The following is a 19140-nucleotide window of genomic DNA, read 5'->3' as shown; positions in this document are numbered from 1 at the left end:
GGAGGTGTTCTCATGTCCTTACCTGCAGATGAGCATACGATTCGTATCGAGCAGCTTCGCAAAACATACAATGCCCCCACCCATGGGGATGTACACTATATTATCAAGGATGTCGATCTGATCATCAAGGGAGGGGAATTCTTTGTCCTGCTTGGCCCCAGCGGATGTGGCAAGTCCACGCTTCTAAATATGATTGCAGGCTTTATCTCCAAGTCTGGCGGTCAGCTCAAGGTGGATAATAAGGAGATCGATAGACCGGGCAAGGATCGGGCCATGGTATTCCAGCAGGCGGATTCTTCTCTCTTTCCATGGCTTACCGTAAGGGAGAATGTGGAGTTTGGACTTCGGATGGCCAAGGTGCCCAAGTCTCAGCGGCGTACAATATCAGACCGATACATCGAGCTTGTTGGACTGGGTAGTCATGAAGCAAAATTTCCAAAGGAACTGTCAGGTGGCATGAAGCAGCGGGTGCAATTGGCCCGGGTGCTAGCTAACGATTCGGCCATCCTGTTGATGGATGAACCCTTTGGAGCGTTGGATGCAATGACTCGGCGTACGATGCAGAAAGAGCTGGTCAATATTTGGCAGGAAACTCACAAGACCGTTATTTTTGTCACTCATGATATTCAGGAGGCGCTCTTGCTGGGTCAGCGGATAGGAATTATGTCAGTAGGACCTTCATCCAAGATAACGGATATATATGACAATGCTCTGTCTTATCCGAGGAACATTGCTTCATCGGAGTTCAACATTCTATATGACCAGATTCAAAGCCATTTTGAAGAATAATTGAGGTGATAGCAAGATGAGGTGGTTGGAGAAAAAGTGGGTGTCTATCCCTCTATTGTGGGTGACGGTAATTCTGATTTGGCAGCTAGGGGCCATGCTCTATGGTCCTGAAGTGATTCCCGGTCCGTGGGATACCATTCTTGGTGCCCGTGAACTGCTTGCTGACGGTACACTGATGCAGTATATCGGAATTAGTTTTACACGTGTGCTTGCGGGTTGGGTGCTTGGCAGTGTGATAGCGATCCCGGTAGGGCTTATCATCGGCAAGGTTCATATGATCCGGCTGTTCGCCGAACCTTTCCTTAATTTTATCCGCTTTATTCCGCCGATTGCATTCATTACCCTATTCCTGGTCTGGTTCGGGATTGGGGAGCAATCGAAGATTGCACTCATCATGTATGCAACGTTCTTCATCGTTGTGTTAAACACGCTGACAGGTGTACTCTCCATTGAAGAAGACAAGATCCGGTCAGCCCGCAGCATGGGAGCAAACGAATGGCAGATTTTGCTGCATGTCGTTGTTCCGGCGACGACTCCGTATATTTTCACGGGGGTACGACTGGCAATGGGCACTTCCTATATGGCTATTATCGGAGCAGAAATGATTGCTGCAAATGAAGGCGTGGGTTATCTGATCTGGAATTCTCGATTATTCTTTCGCACAGATTGGATCTTTGTCGGCCTGATTTCTCTGGGCTTTATGGGCTTTCTCACCGATCGGTTGTTCAATTGGTTTGGTCGCAGCGTGCTCTACCGTTATGGTGTAATTGGTGGAACGAAGCGTGTCTGAACTGGCACTTGAGTTGATGGCATCCTCGAATCCTTGATTAAACGGAAGCAGGATCATTCATCACAGTTTTATCACAATATCATAAACCTGATTTGGCAGCTTTCAAAGTTGCCAAATCAGGTTTTTTGTATGCGGGGTCAGGGAGTTTCGGCATTGGGTTCAAACCGTGGTATAATTAAATTTCAAAAATATAAAACGTCATGTGGGCCATAGATGCTGCCACATGCAGGAGAACTTATGGACTGGATTATTGGCGCCGTATGCGCTTTTATTGTAGCGGGTGCTGCTTACGCGAAGAAGTCGTTAACCCTGTCCGGCTGCCTGGCGGCTGTGATCATGGGGACGATATATTACGGAGCGGGCAACCTGTTCTGGTTTGGAACACTGCTGCTGTTTTTCATTACCTCAACACTGTTCTCCAAATTTCGCAAGGATCGCAAGCAGGAGCTTGAGAAATCGTATGCCAAGACGGGCAATCGTGATGCTGGACAGGTCATGGCTAACGGTGGAATCGGCATGTTTCTTGTTCTGGGGAACTGGATCCTTCCACACCCGGCCTGGATGTATGCTTTTATTGGTGTCATGGCTACCGTTACTTCAGATACATGGGCAACCGAGTGGGGAAGTCTCAGCCGTAAGCCACCGCGCTCTGTCGTGACGTGGAAGGTGCTGACTCCAGGTACCTCTGGAGGTGTTTCATTACTTGGGACGCTGGCTGCTGCCATAGGTGGAGCTTTGATCGGCGTGGGTGCGTTTTTCTTTTCCTGGATTGCCGGGATCGGAGGATTGAGTCTGCTCAGCTGGACGTGTGTCGGCCTTGTAGGCGGATTGGCAGGAGCTTTTGCCGATTCTTATCTGGGCGCAACGGTTCAGTATATGTATCGTTGTACTGTGTGCGGCCGTGAGGTCGAGGTTAGTGAACATTGTGGACACAGAACCGTTCGAGCGCGTGGCTGGACTTGGATGAGTAATGATCTGGTGAACGTGCTCAGTTCGGTGATCGGCGGATGTTTAGCGATCGGTTTGGGTATCATTTTGGCGTCGTAGGGAGGGAGTGCGTTTGAGCACTGTGCAAGGAGACAAATCGGAGGCAATTCTGGATGCAGCTTATGGTATTTTCGGTTCAAAAGGATTCTATGAGACGAAAATGTCCGATATTGCGGACGAAGCAGGCATCGCGAAAGGCACCATTTATTTATATTTCAAAAATAAGGAACAATTATTTATCGCCGTATCCAAGCGAGATTGCGACAGTTTTATCAGTCGCCTGGATTATGCATTGAAATCACATGAGAGTACGGGGGATAAGCTGGGTGCGATCGCCAAGACTCACCTTACGTATTATTATGAGCGTCGCAATCATACCAAGCTGTTTTTTATGGCACCCAATAATGATCCGGATCTGATGAAATTCATGAAGGCATTTATGAATGAATATATGAGCATGGTGCGTGAGGTGTTAGAGAATGCTGGTGTGCCTGAGCCTGTGCTGCTCGCAGAAGCTTATATCGGTATTCTCGATCGGCTAAAGATGGATATCATGTTGAATCCGGAATTTAATGAGGAGCACCTGAACAAACGAATTGCCTTTGCAGCAGCTCTGTTTCTGGACGGATGTCGTTCCTTTCTGCAAGTATAGCGTGAGTGAGCGTAGTTGCATCTTATGTGCAGCCTCATATTTGAATACATTTTACAGAGAAGTAGGTTACGAGCAATGAACATAATGACGGTAGAGCAAGTTGCGAAAAGCTATGGTGAGAAAATATTGTTTAAAGACGCCTCATTCGGTATGGGCGATCAGGACAAGATTGGTGTCGTTGGTGTCAATGGAACCGGGAAGTCCACATTTTTGCGTGTCATTGCAGGTATGGAGCCAGCGGATGAGGGACAGATCTCGATTGGGAATGACGTGCGTATACAGTTCCTGGCACAGAATCCGCAGTTTAACCCGGATAATACAGTCTTGCAACAAGTATTTGAGGGCGACAGCCCGGAGATGAAAACAGTACGTGAGTATACAGAAACAATGGAGCTACTGGAACTTAATCCTTCCGATCCGGCACTGCAAGAGCGTTTATTGCGTTTGAACCAGCAAATGGAGCAGCTCCAGGTTTGGCAGATGGAAAGTGAAGCGAAGAGCATTCTGTCCAAACTGGGCATTCGTCAATTCGATGCGCTGATGGGCACATTGTCTGGTGGACAACGTAAACGGGTGGCGCTTGCTTCTGCGCTGATTCATCCCTGCGAATTGCTCATTCTGGATGAGCCTACGAACCATATTGATAATGATTCTGTAGTTTGGCTGGAACAGTATTTGCAAAAAAGGCGCGGCGCCCTGCTCATGATCACGCATGATCGTTATTTCTTGGATCGTGTAGCCAATGTGATGCTGGAGCTGGATCATGGACGTTTATTCCGTTATGAGGCCAACTATACCCGTTTCCTGGAACTGAAGGCTGAGCGTGAAGAGCGTGAATCCGCATCCGAACAAAAACGGCAAAATCTGCTGCGTACGGAGCTCGCCTGGATTCGTCGCGGTGCAAAAGCACGGACCACGAAACAAAAAGCGAGAATTGATCGCTTTGAACAGTTGAAGGATCAACAGGGACCCAATCGTTCAGGCTCATTAGAGGTATCTGTGGGTTCCACTCGTTTGGGTAAAAAAATACTGGAGATTGAGCATCTGTCCAAATCGGCAGATGGCCGCAAATTGATTGAAGATCTCAGTTACATTGCGGTACCAGGTGACCGGGTAGGTATTGTCGGCCCGAACGGCAGCGGTAAATCAACCTTGCTGCAAATGATTTCTGGTAAGCTGGAACCCGATGCCGGTGAGGTTGTTGTGGGCCCGACGGTTAATCTGGGCTACTTCACTCAGGAGCATCAGGAGATGAATGAATCTCTGCGGGTTATTGAGTACATCAAGGAAGTGGCCGAGAATATAAAAACGGCTGATGGATCTCTTATTACAGCAGCTCAGATGCTGGAGCGTTTCCTCTTCACCCCTGCGTCACAGTGGACACCCATCTCCCGTCTGTCTGGCGGAGAAAAGCGTCGTCTGTACCTGCTGCGTGTGCTGATGGCTGCACCGAATGTCCTGCTGCTGGATGAGCCGACGAACGACCTGGACATTCAAACACTTGCAGTACTCGAAGATTACCTGGATGATTTCCCGGGTGTTGTATTTGTCGTATCCCATGATCGGTACTTCCTGGATCGGACGGTGGATAAAGTACTGTCTTTTGAAGGTGGCGGTGCTGTGCGTGTGCATGTTGGGGACTACAGTGAATATGCAGAATGGATGTTGAAAAATGCCCCTGCATCTTCTCAGGATAGTGCGACGGGAGCAGCTGCTAAATTGAAACCGGCAGCAACGGAAGAAAGTAAACCTGCTGCCTCGGCCGCTAAACCTAAGTTGAAGTTCAGCTTCAAGGAACAGCGTGAATATGACCAGATTGATGAGAATATTGAGAAAGCTGAAGCCAATATCGCCCGCATTAATAAAGAGATGGAAGAATCGTTCAGCGATTCAGCCCGTCTGCAGGAGTTAATGGCAGAGCAGGCGGAGGCGGAGCGTCATCTGGACGAACTGATGGAACGGTGGACCGTTCTGAATGAGCTTGCGGAACAGATTGAAAACAGCAAGTCTTAAAGTATATTTCAGTGAATCGTCTTCTCTTCAAAAGCGACTTGTAGTCGTCTTTTGGGGGAGGGCGATTTTTTTTGCATTGATGAAAATGAATTTATATGAAACGTTAACCATATTCAAACCGTTTATTAAATAAAGAATTCCATAGAAGGGGGAGAACTCCACATCCATGCACAGAGAACTGAATGAACAATTGGCAGTGATCAAGGAAAAGGGAAGAATGTACGATAAATGGAATGATCGGCTGGAGAAGCTGAATGAGGAGGAAGCGGAATGGAAAAGGAAAGTACAGCAGCGTCTGGAGCATCTACAGAAGGAACAAAACGATGTGGATCGCCTCAACAACATGACGTTATCAGCATTCTTTTATCATTTAATCGGCAAAAAAGAGGATCGACTGGAAAAAGAAGAACTGGAGTTGATGGAAAGTAAGGCAGAGTACGATACAGCATGCCAGATGTTAACGGATATCCAGAAGCAGCGCCCGCAAGTTAAGCAGCAACTGGACGGACAGCGGCAATACCAATTCTGGCAAAGTGATTACAAGGTGTTATTGGGCAAGAAGGAAAACGATTTGCTCGATAAAGATGCAGAATTGCAGCAGATGGCTGAGGATCGGGAACATCTCTCGGGAGAGCTTCAGGAGCTAAATGAAGCGGATCGAGAAGGTCAGTATCTGCTCGATGCACTTGAACGTGCTGAAAAGGCTTTGTCCTCTGCGGGAAATTGGGGAGTATACGACATGATGGGTGGGGGGATGATCTCGACCCATATTAAGCGCAGCAGAATGGATGACGCTCAGGTTGCTATTGTCGATGCCGGAAGACGTCTTCGCCGATTTCAGAAGGAGCTGGAGGATGTGAAGATGGCTGTAAACACGGAATTACACCTTGGAGGCCTGCTTTCATTCGCAGACTATTTCTTCGATAATCTCTTTGTGGATTGGATGGTACAAGACAAAATTCGCAAAGCTGAAACTCAGGTGAAGGATGGATTGAGTGCAGTGCGAAGCACGTTGCGTGTGCTGAAGGATGAGATCCGGGATCACAAAGTGAAGCTGGAGCTTCTGGAACGTAGGTATTGCGAATATATTGAACGAGCAAATTGAGACATTTCAAATAAGAAGGACACTTCCGGCTTGCGCCTAAACGGCGCAGCAGAAGTGTCCTTTTTTACATGATAAAAAGTGAATCATAGTATCCAAGTCGGCATGCCCGACAAAATTGAGATCACAACTCTGATCATTTATTCAAATGCTGTATTTCCATTCGACTGGCGTATGACCATGTCACAATTTACTTGGTCGTAATATATGCAGCAAGCAGTCTCGCTGTATTCAGGACAGCGTCTTTATGCGTGCGTTCCATGGAGTGGGAAGCATGAACGCCTGGACCAATCAATGCAGCACGAATGTTATTTCCTCCACGTAATGCTGCACTGCCATCGGAGCCGTATTGTGGATAAATATCAACGACATAATCAAGGCTTGCTTGTTTGGCCAGTTCGATCAGTCGCGAGGTCATATCGTAGTCATATGGTCCGGATGAATCCTTGGCACAGATGGATACATCCGTCTCCTTGCAGCTAAGGTCGTCACCCATTGCGCCCATGTCTACAGCAATCAATTCGCTGATTTCCGCAGGAATATAAGATGCGCCGTGTCCAACTTCTTCATAGTTCGAGATGAGCAGCGAAACGTTATGCAGTGGTTTCCAGTTTTCCCGATGTGCAGATTCCAGGATACCGAACAAAGCAGCTACGCTGGCTTTATCATCAAGGTGACGCGATTTGATATATCCGCTGGGTGTAATGACCGCACGGGCATCGAAGGAAATAAAGTCCCCTACAGAGATACCCAATGCCAGAACATCTTCCTTGGAAGAGACCACTTCATCAATGCGTACTTCCATATGGCTCTCGCTTCGCTCAAACGTACGTGCATCCGGATAGACGTGTACAGAAGGGTGCAGGGAAAGGATGGTGCCTGTGTAGGTCTTTCCATCGCGTGTGTGGATGGTGCAATACTCATTCTCGATACTGTTCATGGTAAATCCACCGACAGAGGTAAGCTTCAGTGTGCCGTAGGATGTGATGGAACGCACCATAGCTCCCAATGTATCCACATGTGCACTCAATCCGATCGTTCTGGAAGAGTCCTGCCCAGGCAATGTGAGCACAGCTCCACCCTTGTTGTTCAATTCAAAATCAACATGAAGTGATTCAGCTTCCTTGCGGATCATCTCAATAATATCGTGGGTATAGCCACTAGGGCTGGGAGTATCGAGTAACTTTTTCAGAAAAGACAGGACATAGGATTCGTCAATGGTAAAACTCATATGGAAATTTCCTCCTCGTTAATAATTGTGCAGTAAGTTGTTCTTAAAACAGAATACAGCCTGTCTGGCAGAATGTACAATTCCATTCTTGATAGCCAGCAGGCTGCTCTGATGTGTTACAGCGTACCCGAAGGATTTCCTTTTCGTTGACTCTGAATGGAATCGGACTCCACAGAAACGTTGTCCGAATCGATCGTTCCGAATGTATCCATGGATTTAAACGAATCCAGAGAAGAGGTAGAGCTGCTTGCTGCGGAGTTTTCCAACTCGGATACACGCAGCTTCAATTGTTTGTTCTCGCGTTGCAGTCGATATTGGCGGAAGATGCCATAAGAACCTACAATGATTCCACCGATTAGGGTGCAGCCAAGAATGAGCAGAATCAGCGGGATTTGAACCGTGTTAAATAGCAGGTTGACTTGTACGGAATCCACATTAATGACCGCAAAAATTCCGGTAAGTAATGCAAAAACGAGACCTGCGATGAGTGCCCATTGCATTTTCATGGTGGTGCCTCCTTGTTAAACAATTCAGGACTATGTATGCAATTACCCTAATTTATGGAGCTTGCATCTTGCTTGATTATAAAATCCCTTGCCCGAATGGGCAAGGGACACAGGTCACATGGACGAAAAAGCAACCTTATTTCGTTAGTTGTTCCATTTGCTCAATCAATTCCTTGAACACACTCATAGCTTCGCGAATCGGCTCTGGCGTTGACATATCCACTCCTGCTTTTTTCAGGATGTTGATGGAATAGTCACTGCCACCGCTCTTGAGGAATCCAAGATAACGGTCTACAGCAGGTTGCCCCTCTTCCAGAATTTGCTTGGAGAAACTGGTCGCTGCTGAGAAGCCGGTCGCATATTTGTACACGTAGAAGCTGTTATAGAAGTGGGGAATACGCGCCCATTCCATTTCAATATCTTTGTCCACCACCATGCTATCTCCATGGTATTTGACATTAAGGTCATAATAAATCTCGGAAAGCAGCTGAGGTGTGAGAGCTTCACCCTGTTCCGCACGCTCGTGAATGATTTTTTCGAATTCTGCAAACATGGTTTGACGGAATACCGTGGTACGGAACTGATCTGCATAATACGTCAGCAAGTATAGCTTTTCCTTCGGATCTGTCGATTTATTGAGCAGATAATCCATTAACAAAGCTTCATTCGTTGTAGATGCAACCTCAGCCAGGAAAATGGTGTATTGTGCATCACGATATGGAAGCGTAGTGTCTGAATAGTGGGAATGCAGTGCGTGGCCCATTTCATGTGCCAGTGTAAACATGCTATTCAGGTTATCTTTGTGATTCAACAAGACGTAAGGGTGGGTGCCGTAGGCTCCCCAACTGTACGCGCCTGAACGTTTATTCTCATTTTCGTATACATCAATCCAGCGATCATCATAGCCGGCCTGTAATGCGTCTGCATAATCCTTGCCAAGCGGCTTCAAGCCATCTTTAACCGTTTGTTTGGCTTCCTCGTAGGTAATGTCCATTTTGTATTCATCCACCAGTGGGGCGAAAAGGTCATACATATGCAGCTTATCTACGCCGAGCAATTTTTTGCGCAGGTCCATATAACGGTGTAACAGCGGAAGGCTCTCATGAATTGTATCCACAAGATTGGTATAGACATCCTTCGGAATGTTGTCGCCGTAAAGGGACATATCCATGACGGAAGGGTATTTCCGAACATCGGCATAAAACATATTTTTAGTTACGTTAGCGTTCAGAGCTGCAGCAATGGTGTTCTTTTGCTTGCCATAGGTTTCATACACCGCTTTGAAGGCACGTTCGCGAACTTCCCGATTCGGATTTTCCAAGAACTGAATATAGCTGCCATGAGTCAGTTCCACTTCGTTTCCATGCTCATCCTTGATTTTTGGGAACTTGAGATCGGCGTTGTTCAACATGCTAAAGATGGTCTGTGGTGCCTGGGATAGATTACCCACCTGTGCAAGCAATGCTTCCTCGGCTTGGCTCAGTACATGAGCCTTTTCACGTTTCATCTCTTCCAGTGTGAACTTATAGGCAGAGAGTTTCTCGTTGGAGATGAGGGCATCCAACTGATCATCCGGAAGGGACAAGATTTCGGGTGTAACATAAGATAGTGCTTCACCAACCTGCACGCTTAACTTTTGTGCTTTTTGGGACAGGTTTTGATATGTAGGGTTAGCTGTGTCTTCATCTTGATGCATCCGTGCATACACAAAGAGGCGTTCGGTTTTGAGACTGATCTCATCTTCGAGTTCAAAACAGTTTTTGAGTGTCTCAGGTTTGTTCAGTTTGCCTTGGAATTCGGAGGCTTTCTTAGTCAAAGACGATACTTCTTCATATTCCTGATCCCAAGCTTTCTGATCGGCGAATAGATCTTCCAGTTTCCAGGTTTGTTCAGTAGGTACCTCGGAACGTTTCAATAGTTGACTCATGGGAATCCTCCTTTGATGAAGTGATGAATATATAGACGAAGCTGCCTTCGTCCCACTCGCTTGTGCGGAGAGAGACGAAGGAATCAGACTAAGTACCAGCAAAATGAACAGCGATTTGCGGTATTTCAACGGCCTTCCTCCTCACTATACGAATAATCCCGTATAGTATGACCTGAGGGGCATTGAAATATTTGATGAAGCTAGGCTCCCATATTGACCAAAAAGTAAACGATCAGGAAAAATGCGAAACAGATCAGCAGGGTGGCAATCAAAGCCATGCCCCGTCTTAGACGATCCGGGATGGAGTTGCGTCCCAGAATCAGCACGATTCCTAAGGAAAAAGCAAGAATAATAAAGATGACAACATTGCTTGAGTCAAGCTGCATGGGCTAGACCCCTTTGAAGGCAGCCATCAGTTGACGCCATTCGTCCTCGCGGTTCTCGAAATCTTCTTTCGGGAAGCGGCGTTCAGCCCAGTGCATCAACGCAGGACGGCTGAGGAAGGTATGGCATTCTTCGCCCCATTCTTCCGAGATTTCACGAAGCACCAGATATTTGCCTTGAACTTCTACGGTCATCATATTCCACTTGTCTGTTTTGTATATTTCATGTTTTTTTATCATAGGTAGTCTCCAAACTAACGGTTTTGGTAAAATGATACCGTACCCTTGGATTCAAAGCAAATTTTTTCGACTTTTATGGAAAAGATAAATTGCAATGTAGAAGGTCATACAGTATAATGAGGGTATTCGCCATAGATGGCGATATTTTTAGGAGGTTGTTCATTTGAAAGGTACAGTTAAATGGTTTAACGCAGAAAAAGGCTATGGCTTTATTTCAGTTGAAGGCGGCGAGGACGTATTCGTACATTTCTCCGCAATCCAAGGCGACGGCTTTAAAACATTGGAAGAAGGTCAAGCGGTAGAATTCGAAATCACTGATGGAAACCGTGGTCCTCAAGCAGCTAACGTAAACAAATTGTAAGAATTTTTCCGATCATACGGATTTCTTATAAATGATTGGCTTCTAGCTGAATATACGAACCCAAGCACAGTCCCCCCATGGGAGACTGTGCTTTTTTTGATATATTTGATAAGTGGAGTTCCATATGGGAAATCCTTTTTGGATGTTTATGTGCGGCTAGTCATGCTTGACCAAAGCTTCATACAAAATCCAACAAGTGCCGCCAGAGAAAACGCCATCGCAGTGAGATAGAAGGTGTTTCTGTTGGTATGCTCCAGCAGCAATCCTCCCAGCGTTCCGCTGAGCAGACCGGAAGCGCTGGACCACACAATGGTGAACAAGGCCATACCAGTGGCGCGATAGCCATCCGGAACAAGGCGGGTAATATAACGGACTGCCGTCACGTAGAAGATGCCAAAGGTCACGCTGTGCATCGTCTGAATGGCAACGACCGCCGCGGGTGTATCCGAGATGGACATCAGAAATAAGCGAATCGTATACATCAGCGCAGCGATCGTCAGCAAAGGAAGTTCTTTGTAGCGATTGCCGTATCTGCTTAGCAGCAAAAACACCGGAATTTCACTGACCGAAGAGATCAACAGGGACCAGCCGATGAGCCCTTCACTGGCACCTAGATCTTTCAGTGTGATGGTGAGAAAAGCTTCATTCATCCGGTGACCCAGAGCGAGCAGAAAAACGCATCCGAAAAAGGTGAGGACATCCCTTCGTTTCAAGATGGACCATAGTCCCGAAAGATCCATTTTAGTGCTGCTGCCCGAAGGCTGATCTTTTAATCGAAAACCGATTAGGAGAGTAGTCGCGGCCAGAGCGATACATACCCACATCGTCCATCCTGGTCCGAAAGATCCGAGAAAATATCCAATGCTTAAGGCAAAGAACGCATATCCGATCGAGCCAAATACACGAATGGAAGTGAAATTTCGCCCATACTTGCTTGCGGTTGTAATCGCCATCGTATCCGAAAGTGGATAAACCGGGTAGTAGAAAAAGTAAAACAGGGTCACCAGTACAAACACCTGACCAAAGGTTGTGGCATTGGCAAGCATGACACCTGTGATCAGTTGCCCGGCAAGCAGGATGATCATCACTTTGCGTACAGTTTTGTAACGGTCACTGGCCATACTCCAGAACATGTTGGAGAATACGGAGACGAGAGGACCGATTCCGTAAAGGTAACCGATTTCGGCCCGACTGAACCCCAGATGACTGAAATAAAGCTGGAAATACGATACCACCAGAACGGTGGAACCGAAGATGGTGAACATAAGTGCCCGCAGCCAGTTTTGATCTGGCCGGGCAGTATGACTTGATTTCATGATGAAAGGCTCCATTCTTGATTACAGTTCAAATTTATTATCCCTTGAGGGAAGATGATTTCCCGGATGAGTGTACAGACATGCTAGGTTCCTTCTGCGTACGCCGGATGACAAGCCAGACAATGACAAGCTCGGCAAGCAGGCCTAGGGATTGAGCCACTGCACCGATCATGCCGTTCCACGCAGGGAATATGCTAACTAGAATGAGCAGGACGATCACCGTACATATGGCATTGGCCGTCTGGGAGCGAAACATCGTTTTGGTCTGTCCGCGCAGTAGAATCAAACCATTACTGAAGTCGAGAAAAGGTGAAATCAGCGGAAAGAGCACAAACGCACGTAGTGTCCACAAACTTTGCTGTAGCAGATTGCCCTGAACGCTCATTACATTTTCCAATACCCACGGTCCAAGCGGGGTGTAGGCAATCGACACGGTCATGGCAAAAGGAACAAATCCGGTGACCAGTGCGAACTTCTTCACTAGTTTGGCATCAACAAGATAGAAATTTAGCACGATTTGGTGGATGTATGTAAAAAAGCTAAGCATCAGCTGCATCAGGCTACTCGCAACGGCAAAGGAAGAGATGGCTAGAGCAATCCCGGTCGTTTTGCCAAGTACGATATTAATGACGGGTCCGATAAACAGTGCCACAAAACTGGATAATAACAGCGGTTTGTAAAAGCGAAAGACGTCTGCCTTGTTTTCAACAGGATGATCTTCCAGCTTGGCTGGCATCTTGCGTTTAATGCTGTTACCTTCAAGAAAACTGACCAAAGCCTCAATCATCATTCCTGCCGCAAAAATGATAGCGCCTACACGTCCACTATCAATGCTGTCAGTAAATATGAAATACAAGGACAGGCCATACATGCCAGCAAGGCGGAATAACATACCGATTGTCAGCCATTTCGTACGGTTATTCGTAATAATGATGCCTTGATAGATATTGCGGATGACCGAAAAGATGCTGACATACATGAGAATCTCGTAGACGTCGATCACTTTGGATAACAGATCCGGGCTTACGCCAAACAGATATTTGAATACACCTGTACCAATGGGAGAATATACGATGAGAAATCCGATTAGAAGTACACAAGCGAGAAATATTTTGGTCACAAACGTGAGGGCCTGAAAGGAAAGGCGGTCCCGAACCAGCGCCGAACAGGTTTGACGCAGTAGGGTTGAAGGGCGCTCGGTGAGGGTTAGCAGGCTACCAGCGATGGCGTAGCTGGCAATGACCGTCTCGGGATGAGCGGAACGTGCGAGTGTACTGTTAATGATTACGTGCGAAATGGTAACGAGAGAGGCGGATATGCCCAGCGGCACAAAAAATGCAAATAACCGTCTCCACGAAAGTGGTTCACTTGACGTCATGTCAACGACTCCTTTGATGGATGAAATATGCCTAGTATATCACAAAGCCTTGAAAGCGGATGCGATTTTTTGTGCGGAATATGCGGGAGATCATTTGTACAATTAAGGGGATCATATTATAATAGGATTGGTTAAAAATCGCTCTAATACGTATTCAACCAAGTGGAGGCACATTTATTTTGAGCCAATCAAATCGAAATCGTCATCAATATCCGCGTGGACCGTTGGCATTGATGAGAGGGGTGTACAAATACACCATTCCGGAAACGCGGAAGGAATTGGATGGATGGCGTGCCCAAGCTGAGAAAATTCCGAATGAGGAATTGCGCAATCAGGCACTGGCCAGTCTCAGGGACAAGCAGTTCCACTGTGAAGGCGGGACCGTTTATGCTTTACCTGATTTGCCGAACAGGCACATTCTGATTCCACTGATCGTTTCATATCAGACTATTAGTGATTATTTGGACAATCTGTGTGATCGCAGTACATCGATGGACCCGAATGACTTTCGGCTTCTCCATCAATCTATGCTTGATGCGGTAGATCCCGAAGCAACCCCTGTCAATTATTACGCGCTCCGTGAGGAGCAGGATGATGGTGGATACCTAAGGAATCTGGTGACCTCATGTCAGGAGCTGACTCGTCAGCTGCCAGGCTATGCATCCGCCAAGCCTCAAATTCAGGATCTGGCAGGCCTATACACGGACCTGCAGGTATATAAGCACATCAAGCCGGAACTGAGAGAAACGGCTTTGCTGGAATGGTGGTCGGAACATCGCCACCGCACACCTCAGTTCCGTTGGAACGAATTTGCCGCCGCTACCGGCTCTACGCTGGGTGTATTCATGCTGTTTCTGGCTGCGAGTGATGATCAGCTGACAGAGGAGCAGGCGGCTTCGATCCACACTGCCTATTTTCCTCATGTATGTGCTCTGCATATTATGCTCGATTATTTAATCGATCAGGATGAAGATCGTATCGGAGGAGATCTCAACTTCTGCAATTATTATGAGAATGTGGAGACAATGCTGGACCGAATTGCTTTTATTGTGGAGATGGCCCGCAGTGATGTGCAGAAGATTCCGGGAAGTTCGTTCCACCGGATGATTATCGAAGGACTGCTTGCCATTTACCTGTCTGATCCCAAAGTCAGCGAACAACAGGAAGTTCGCGTCGTTTCCAAGCGTTTGATGAAGAATAGTCCGATGACAAGAGTATTTTTCTTTATTTTTAGCCGCTGGATTCGTAAGCATATGTAAGTCAGGCGTATTGGTGGGAGCCTGAAGTGAAACTAGAGGAGGAAGAAACATCATGACAGCAGTAAAGAAAATCGCAGTTTTAACGAGCGGTGGTGATTCACAAGGGATGAACGCGGCTGTTCGTGCGGTTGTTCGCAGCGGACTGTTTCACGGTCTCGAAGTGTACGGGGTTCAACGTGGATACCAGGGTCTTTTGAATAACGATATTTTCCCGATGGATTTGCGGAGTGTAGGGGATATCATCCAGCGTGGGGGAACGGTTCTGCAATCGGCACGCTGCAAGGAATTCTATACCGCTGAAGGTCAGCAAAAAGGTGCAGACATTCTGCGTGCACGCGGCATTGACGGCCTGGTTGTTATTGGTGGAGACGGTTCATATAACGGTGCCAACAAACTGAGCAAGCTGGGCATCAACACGATGGGTCTTCCGGGAACGATTGATAATGACGTTTCTTTCACCGATTATACGATCGGATTCGATACAGCAGTAAGTGTAGTAGTAGATGCAGTAAACAAATTGCGCGATACCATGTCTTCACACGAACGCTCTTCCATCGTTGAAGTAATGGGCCGTCACTGTGGCGATATCGCTTTACATGCAGGACTCGCATCGGGTGCAGAAACGATTCTTGTACCGGAAGTTCCGTTTGACATGGACGAAGTGGCAGATCGGATGAAAGCCAATTTTGCACATGGCAAACGCCACAGTATCATCATCGTTGCTGAAGGCGTGGGCAAAGGTGAAGATGTAGCGAAAGAACTGATGGAACGCTGCCCAACGTATGAGCCACGTGTAACTGTTTTGGGTCACATTCAGCGTGGAGGTACGCCAACTCCGTTTGACCGTAACCTTGCCAGTCGTCTGGGAGATTTCGCCGTACGCAGTCTGATCGCAGGTGAGACAGACAAAGGTTGCGGTATTATCAAGGGAGAACTGACCCTGACGGATATTGATAAAGTTGTTAATACGAAAAAAGACTTCGATATGGAGACTTATCAGCTTGCACAGCGTTTGTCCCAATAATCCAGTCATCAACAAAAGTTTAAATTAAATGAGCACAGTCCCGTTTTATCGCGGGCTGTGCTCTTTGTTATATTTCCATTATTTATTTTCAGCCATACGAACCGAGGCTTGCTTCTGAACAAGGAACAATCTCCAGAGAAGCGCTGTTGCTCCAACGGCGAGGCCGGCAATGAGTCCAACCCAGTATCCAAAGGCACCGAGTGAGGTATACGTAGCCGTGATGTAGCCGACCGGTAGACCGATGATCCAATACGCGACAAACGTTATAATCAATGCAGGATTCACGTCCTTGTAACCCCTAAGTGCTCCCTGCGTTGGGGTGGCAATGGCATCAGAGATTTGAAAGAAGATGGCGTAAATCAGGAAATGCTGTGTCAAAGCAATAACTTCGCGATCATTCGAGTACACGCCTGCAATTTGTTCCCCGAATACCAGTAATACCACAGCTGTTAACAGAGAGAGCCCAATGGCTCCTCCGATACCCAGGAGGCTGTATTGCTTTGCGTCTCTCACACGCCCTGCGCCCGCCTCATAGCCCACAAGAATCGTAAGGGCCATACATATACTCACAGGCAGCATATACAGCGTAGAAGCGAAATTCAGGGCTGCCTGATGGGCAGCAATCGTAATAGTGTCGAACCGGCTCATTAATAATGTGACCGCTGCAAAGATAGAGGTTTCAAAAAAAGTAGCGAAACCGATGGGAACACCGATCTTGAGCAGCTCTTTCCATTTGGTCAATGAAATGTTGGGCAATTTTCGAAAGATCCCATATTGGGCAAAGGGCTCAATTCGGTGTACGAAAAAGAGGCTGAGGAGAAAAATGAGCCAGTATGTACTTGCTGTAGCTACACCTGCTCCGACACCTCCCAGTTGAGGGAAGCCCCAGCGTCCAAAGATAAGCAAATAGTTCAGGAAGATGTTTACAGGCAGCGAAACCAGCGTAATCATCATGGTGATCCGTGTCTGGCCCAGTGCATCCATAAAACTCCGCAGCACAGTGTAGCCGAAAAGGGGGATTACCCCAAAAGCCAAAGCACACAGAAAATAGAAGGCGACTTGGGCAACCCGCGGCTCCAAAGGCATTCCGTTAAGAATGGGACTGAGCAGTAATGTACCTGCTGCAAGAACGACGATTCCGACCGCCACACCGAGATATAAGGCTTGAATGACGCTATGACCAATCTTGTCATTACGATTCGAACCGAGCAGGTGTGAGACAACAGGTGTAATGCCAATCAGAATACCACTGAGTCCTGTCTGTACCGGCAACCACAGGCTTGCACCAATGGCGACACCCGCGAGATCAGCAGGGGAGAACTTGCCTGACATATTGGTATCGAAAAACGACATGGCAGAGAGGGCGATTTGTGTGGTGAAGATGGGTAGAAATATAATCAGGAATTGCTTTACTTTTTGAGAAAAGCTGGTGGTGGTCATGTTCACTGGCAGTGCCTCACTATTCTTAAGAGTTATCACTAAACTGTCATGTACGGACAGCTATTTATTGTAGTGGATTTTGCCCAATTTGAATAGGGAGGGGAATATGGTTGTGCGGAAGGTAAGGTTGAGATCATAGTAAAAAACCTCGCTCCAGAGAATACGGAACGAGGTTATTGGAGTATAGTGGACAAAAATAAGAGTGCATTATTTATAGTTTACATCTGGTGTATATCGATTGGAAGCATTCCAGAGCAGGTACTCATCCACATCCATGTCTTTCATCGCACGAATTTGGTCTTCTACCTGTTTTTTGCCGTATTTGATGTAATGTCCGCTGCCTAACCAGCTTGCTGTAAAGTCCTGAATCCATGGGCGGATAACGGGTTTCAGCTCCTTGGTTGGATCGAGTTTCTTATGTGTATCTTTCATGGAGCCTTTGATGGTCGTATAGGGATCTTTGTCAGGGTCCTTCACACCGTACCAGCCGGTGGAGTAGTGACTCGGGTAAACCATCGGCGAAATGACATCCACGTTTTCAGATATCTTCACAAAATCCTGTCCAATACCCTCGGCTGCTGGTACTGAGGCTGCGTAACCGAATATATCTACCGAGACTCGGACACCCAGCGGTGCGAGCTCTTTGCGTGCATACTGCACGAATTCGGCTACAATGTCGACCCGGGACTTGTCGGACTTGGTGTATTTCAATGCGTCTGCACGCGTTTCAAAACCTTCCGGAAAGCGAACATAGTCGAACTGAATTTCCTTAAATCCCAATTTAGCAGCTTCTTTGGCGATCTCTATGTTGTAATCCCATACTTCCTTACTGTAGGGATTCACGAAGCTGTCGCCTTTGCCATTGGCCCATACAGAACCGTCCTTGTTGCGGAAAGAGAGCTCCGGATTTTTTTTGGCGAGAATCGTATCCTTGAATACAACCACTCGTGCGATCGGGTAAACATCATGTTTTTGCAGGCGTTTCATCAAGGCATCCATATCACGGATAAAAGGCTGAGATTTGCCCATTTCCTGTAATGTCTTGTTCTCCGTAGGGTAGGTTATGTATCCGAGATCGTCCTTGATATCAATGACCATGGAATTGAGCTCTGTGTTATCCATCAGATCGAGTAATGATGTCATGCGTGCACCACCGGCGCTGTAAGCCGTCACATAGATGCCTTTGACAACGGGGGCATCGGGTTGAGGGTCAATTTTGGCAGGTGGGTTATCCGCATCAATAACGACTTGATCTTTTTGAGATTGAATAATGGCGGTATTGAAGCTGTTTGTTAAAGATTGAAAAGGTTGATTCCCTTGATCGGCTGTAGCGGGTGCACCACTGATAGTTCCCCAGGCCATAGCCAGTAAAGCCCAAAACATGTTCATTCATTTCCACTCCCCTATGTGCATTCCATGTTTGAATTATACATTAAAGCCTCTGGGCTTTTAACCATATTATTCAAGTGATGAAACACATGGGGAAAATGAAAACCGCTTCCTGTTGAGGGGTAACCCCCACAAGAAGCGGCGTGATCAATCTAAAAAAAATTATTGAATGTAAATCTCATTTTGATGCTCACAAATACTGTACTGAATGATTTCCATTGCGTCTCCCTGTTCCAAGATGCCCAGCCCATCCCGGAGAACAATCAGTGAGTCGAGCTCATTCGGTTTTAAGAAAGGGAGCATTTCCGGGCACCATCTGTTGACGATTTCAAACAGTTTTACCGTTTCCATAT

At 46.9% G+C, this 19140-nt stretch carries 19 protein-coding genes; 9 read left to right on the top strand and 10 right to left on the bottom strand.

Annotated features, from left to right (window positions below; translation table 11 throughout):
• Positions 1 to 12: 12 nt before the first annotated feature.
• The 6 genes from ACR1R9_RS17140 (at position 13) to ACR1R9_RS17115 (ending at position 6336) form a co-directional block, all read left to right on the top strand.
• Complete coding sequence (locus tag ACR1R9_RS17140; RefSeq protein WP_310852524.1) at positions 13 to 789, top strand: ABC transporter ATP-binding protein; 777 nt, start codon at positions 13 to 15, stop codon at positions 787 to 789.
• A 16-nt stretch (positions 790 to 805) separates the two neighbouring features.
• Positions 806 to 1579, top strand: coding sequence for an ABC transporter permease (locus ACR1R9_RS17135; protein ID WP_076292050.1), 774 nt, complete (start codon positions 806 to 808; stop codon positions 1577 to 1579).
• A gap of 237 nt (positions 1580 to 1816) precedes the next feature.
• A complete protein-coding gene (locus ACR1R9_RS17130) occupies positions 1817 to 2626 on the top strand; it encodes a DUF92 domain-containing protein (RefSeq protein WP_099853722.1) in 810 nt (269 codons plus the stop codon).
• A gap of 13 nt (positions 2627 to 2639) precedes the next feature.
• Positions 2640 to 3218 carry a TetR/AcrR family transcriptional regulator gene (locus tag ACR1R9_RS17125; protein ID WP_076292048.1) on the top strand — a complete coding sequence of 193 codons (579 nt, stop codon included), beginning with the start codon at positions 2640 to 2642 and terminating at the stop codon, positions 3216 to 3218.
• A 75-nt stretch (positions 3219 to 3293) separates the two neighbouring features.
• Positions 3294 to 5231, top strand: a complete 1938-nt coding sequence (locus ACR1R9_RS17120) for an ABC-F family ATP-binding cassette domain-containing protein (RefSeq protein WP_433923125.1) — start codon at positions 3294 to 3296, stop codon at positions 5229 to 5231.
• Between the two features lie 166 nt (positions 5232 to 5397).
• Complete coding sequence (locus ACR1R9_RS17115) at positions 5398 to 6336, top strand: hypothetical protein (RefSeq protein ID WP_433923126.1); 939 nt, start codon at positions 5398 to 5400, stop codon at positions 6334 to 6336.
• A 187-nt stretch (positions 6337 to 6523) separates the two neighbouring features.
• Here the strand turns inward: ACR1R9_RS17115 and ACR1R9_RS17110 are convergent, their stop codons facing one another.
• The 5 genes from ACR1R9_RS17110 to ACR1R9_RS17090 form a co-directional block, all read right to left on the bottom strand.
• Complete coding sequence (locus ACR1R9_RS17110) at positions 6524 to 7564, bottom strand: M42 family metallopeptidase (protein WP_175381613.1); 1041 nt, start codon at positions 7562 to 7564, stop codon at positions 6524 to 6526.
• 116 nt (positions 7565 to 7680) lie between these two features.
• Complete coding sequence (locus tag ACR1R9_RS17105) at positions 7681 to 8070, bottom strand: LapA family protein (RefSeq protein WP_076292044.1); 390 nt, start codon at positions 8068 to 8070, stop codon at positions 7681 to 7683.
• Positions 8071 to 8206: 136 nt separating this feature from the next.
• A complete protein-coding gene (gene pepF / locus ACR1R9_RS17100; RefSeq protein ID WP_433923697.1) occupies positions 8207 to 9997 on the bottom strand; it encodes an oligoendopeptidase F in 1791 nt (596 codons plus the stop codon).
• 200 nt (positions 9998 to 10197) lie between these two features.
• Positions 10198 to 10383, bottom strand: a complete 186-nt coding sequence (locus ACR1R9_RS17095; RefSeq protein ID WP_024629224.1) for a hypothetical protein — start codon at positions 10381 to 10383, stop codon at positions 10198 to 10200.
• 3 nt (positions 10384 to 10386) lie between these two features.
• Positions 10387 to 10620 (bottom strand): hypothetical protein, encoded by a 234-nt coding sequence (locus tag ACR1R9_RS17090; protein ID WP_024629225.1) that lies wholly within the window; start codon positions 10618 to 10620, stop codon positions 10387 to 10389.
• Between the two features lie 163 nt (positions 10621 to 10783).
• Here ACR1R9_RS17090 and ACR1R9_RS17085 point away from each other — a divergent pair, with 163 nt between their 5' ends.
• The gene (locus ACR1R9_RS17085; protein WP_017689394.1) at positions 10784 to 10981 is read left to right on the top strand and encodes a cold shock domain-containing protein; all 198 of its coding nucleotides are present in this window, start codon (positions 10784 to 10786) and stop codon (positions 10979 to 10981) included.
• Between the two features lie 146 nt (positions 10982 to 11127).
• Here the strand turns inward: ACR1R9_RS17085 and ACR1R9_RS17080 are convergent, their stop codons facing one another.
• Positions 11128 to 12297: an MFS transporter gene (locus ACR1R9_RS17080; RefSeq protein ID WP_175381612.1), complete on the bottom strand. Its 1170-nt coding sequence runs from the start codon at positions 12295 to 12297 to the stop codon at positions 11128 to 11130.
• A 37-nt stretch (positions 12298 to 12334) separates the two neighbouring features.
• Positions 12335 to 13675, bottom strand: a complete 1341-nt coding sequence (locus ACR1R9_RS17075) for a multi antimicrobial extrusion protein MatE (RefSeq protein WP_433923127.1) — start codon at positions 13673 to 13675, stop codon at positions 12335 to 12337.
• A 179-nt stretch (positions 13676 to 13854) separates the two neighbouring features.
• On the opposite strand from ACR1R9_RS17075, the gene ACR1R9_RS17070 reads away from it, so the two are divergent.
• Both ACR1R9_RS17070 and pfkA read left to right on the top strand, forming a co-directional pair.
• A complete protein-coding gene (locus tag ACR1R9_RS17070; RefSeq protein ID WP_175381611.1) occupies positions 13855 to 14934 on the top strand; it encodes a tetraprenyl-beta-curcumene synthase family protein in 1080 nt (359 codons plus the stop codon).
• A gap of 52 nt (positions 14935 to 14986) precedes the next feature.
• On the top strand, positions 14987 to 15958 hold the full coding sequence (pfkA, locus tag ACR1R9_RS17065; RefSeq protein WP_076292040.1) for a 6-phosphofructokinase: 972 nt from the start codon (positions 14987 to 14989) through the stop codon (positions 15956 to 15958).
• A gap of 78 nt (positions 15959 to 16036) precedes the next feature.
• Here the strand turns inward: pfkA and ACR1R9_RS17060 are convergent, their stop codons facing one another.
• From ACR1R9_RS17060 to ACR1R9_RS17050, 3 genes are all read right to left on the bottom strand, one after another.
• Positions 16037 to 17398, bottom strand: a complete 1362-nt coding sequence (locus ACR1R9_RS17060; RefSeq protein WP_326067286.1) for an MATE family efflux transporter — start codon at positions 17396 to 17398, stop codon at positions 16037 to 16039.
• Positions 17399 to 17605: 207 nt separating this feature from the next.
• A complete protein-coding gene (locus ACR1R9_RS17055; protein ID WP_433923128.1) occupies positions 17606 to 18787 on the bottom strand; it encodes a putative glycoside hydrolase in 1182 nt (393 codons plus the stop codon).
• A gap of 162 nt (positions 18788 to 18949) precedes the next feature.
• Positions 18950 to 19138 carry a hypothetical protein gene (locus ACR1R9_RS17050; RefSeq protein ID WP_029880762.1) on the bottom strand — a complete coding sequence of 63 codons (189 nt, stop codon included), beginning with the start codon at positions 19136 to 19138 and terminating at the stop codon, positions 18950 to 18952.
• Between the last annotated feature and the right edge of the window lie 2 nt (positions 19139 to 19140).

This window comes from Paenibacillus taichungensis, from assembly GCF_050994985.1.
In the GTDB taxonomy this organism is placed as follows: domain Bacteria; phylum Bacillota; class Bacilli; order Paenibacillales; family Paenibacillaceae; genus Paenibacillus; species Paenibacillus taichungensis.
Note: the sequence above shows the minus strand (reverse complement) of the source record. Positions and strands in the feature narration are given on the sequence as shown.

Excerpts from the sequence above, each read along its gene's own strand:
- ACR1R9_RS17140 (WP_310852524.1), top strand. The coding sequence starts at position 13 with ATGTCCTTACCTGCAGATGAGCATACGATTCGTATCGAGCAGCTTCGC.
- ACR1R9_RS17135 (WP_076292050.1), top strand. The coding sequence starts at position 806 with ATGAGGTGGTTGGAGAAAAAGTGGGTGTCTATCCCTCTATTGTGGGTG.
- ACR1R9_RS17130 (WP_099853722.1), top strand. The coding sequence starts at position 1,817 with ATGGACTGGATTATTGGCGCCGTATGCGCTTTTATTGTAGCGGGTGCT.
- ACR1R9_RS17120 (WP_433923125.1), top strand. The coding sequence starts at position 3,294 with ATGAACATAATGACGGTAGAGCAAGTTGCGAAAAGCTATGGTGAGAAA.
- ACR1R9_RS17115 (WP_433923126.1), top strand. The coding sequence starts at position 5,398 with ATGCACAGAGAACTGAATGAACAATTGGCAGTGATCAAGGAAAAGGGA.
- ACR1R9_RS17110 (WP_175381613.1), bottom strand. The coding sequence starts at position 7,564 with ATGAGTTTTACCATTGACGAATCCTATGTCCTGTCTTTTCTGAAAAAG.
- ACR1R9_RS17105 (WP_076292044.1), bottom strand. The coding sequence starts at position 8,070 with ATGAAAATGCAATGGGCACTCATCGCAGGTCTCGTTTTTGCATTACTT.
- pepF (WP_433923697.1), bottom strand. The coding sequence starts at position 9,997 with ATGAGTCAACTATTGAAACGTTCCGAGGTACCTACTGAACAAACCTGG.
- ACR1R9_RS17095 (WP_024629224.1), bottom strand. The coding sequence starts at position 10,383 with ATGCAGCTTGACTCAAGCAATGTTGTCATCTTTATTATTCTTGCTTTT.
- ACR1R9_RS17090 (WP_024629225.1), bottom strand. The coding sequence starts at position 10,620 with ATGATAAAAAAACATGAAATATACAAAACAGACAAGTGGAATATGATG.
- ACR1R9_RS17080 (WP_175381612.1), bottom strand. The coding sequence starts at position 12,297 with ATGAAATCAAGTCATACTGCCCGGCCAGATCAAAACTGGCTGCGGGCA.
- ACR1R9_RS17075 (WP_433923127.1), bottom strand. The coding sequence starts at position 13,675 with ATGACGTCAAGTGAACCACTTTCGTGGAGACGGTTATTTGCATTTTTT.
- pfkA (WP_076292040.1), top strand. The coding sequence starts at position 14,987 with ATGACAGCAGTAAAGAAAATCGCAGTTTTAACGAGCGGTGGTGATTCA.
- ACR1R9_RS17060 (WP_326067286.1), bottom strand. The coding sequence starts at position 17,398 with ATGACCACCACCAGCTTTTCTCAAAAAGTAAAGCAATTCCTGATTATA.
- ACR1R9_RS17055 (WP_433923128.1), bottom strand. The coding sequence starts at position 18,787 with ATGAACATGTTTTGGGCTTTACTGGCTATGGCCTGGGGAACTATCAGT.
- ACR1R9_RS17050 (WP_029880762.1), bottom strand. The coding sequence starts at position 19,138 with ATGGAAACGGTAAAACTGTTTGAAATCGTCAACAGATGGTGCCCGGAA.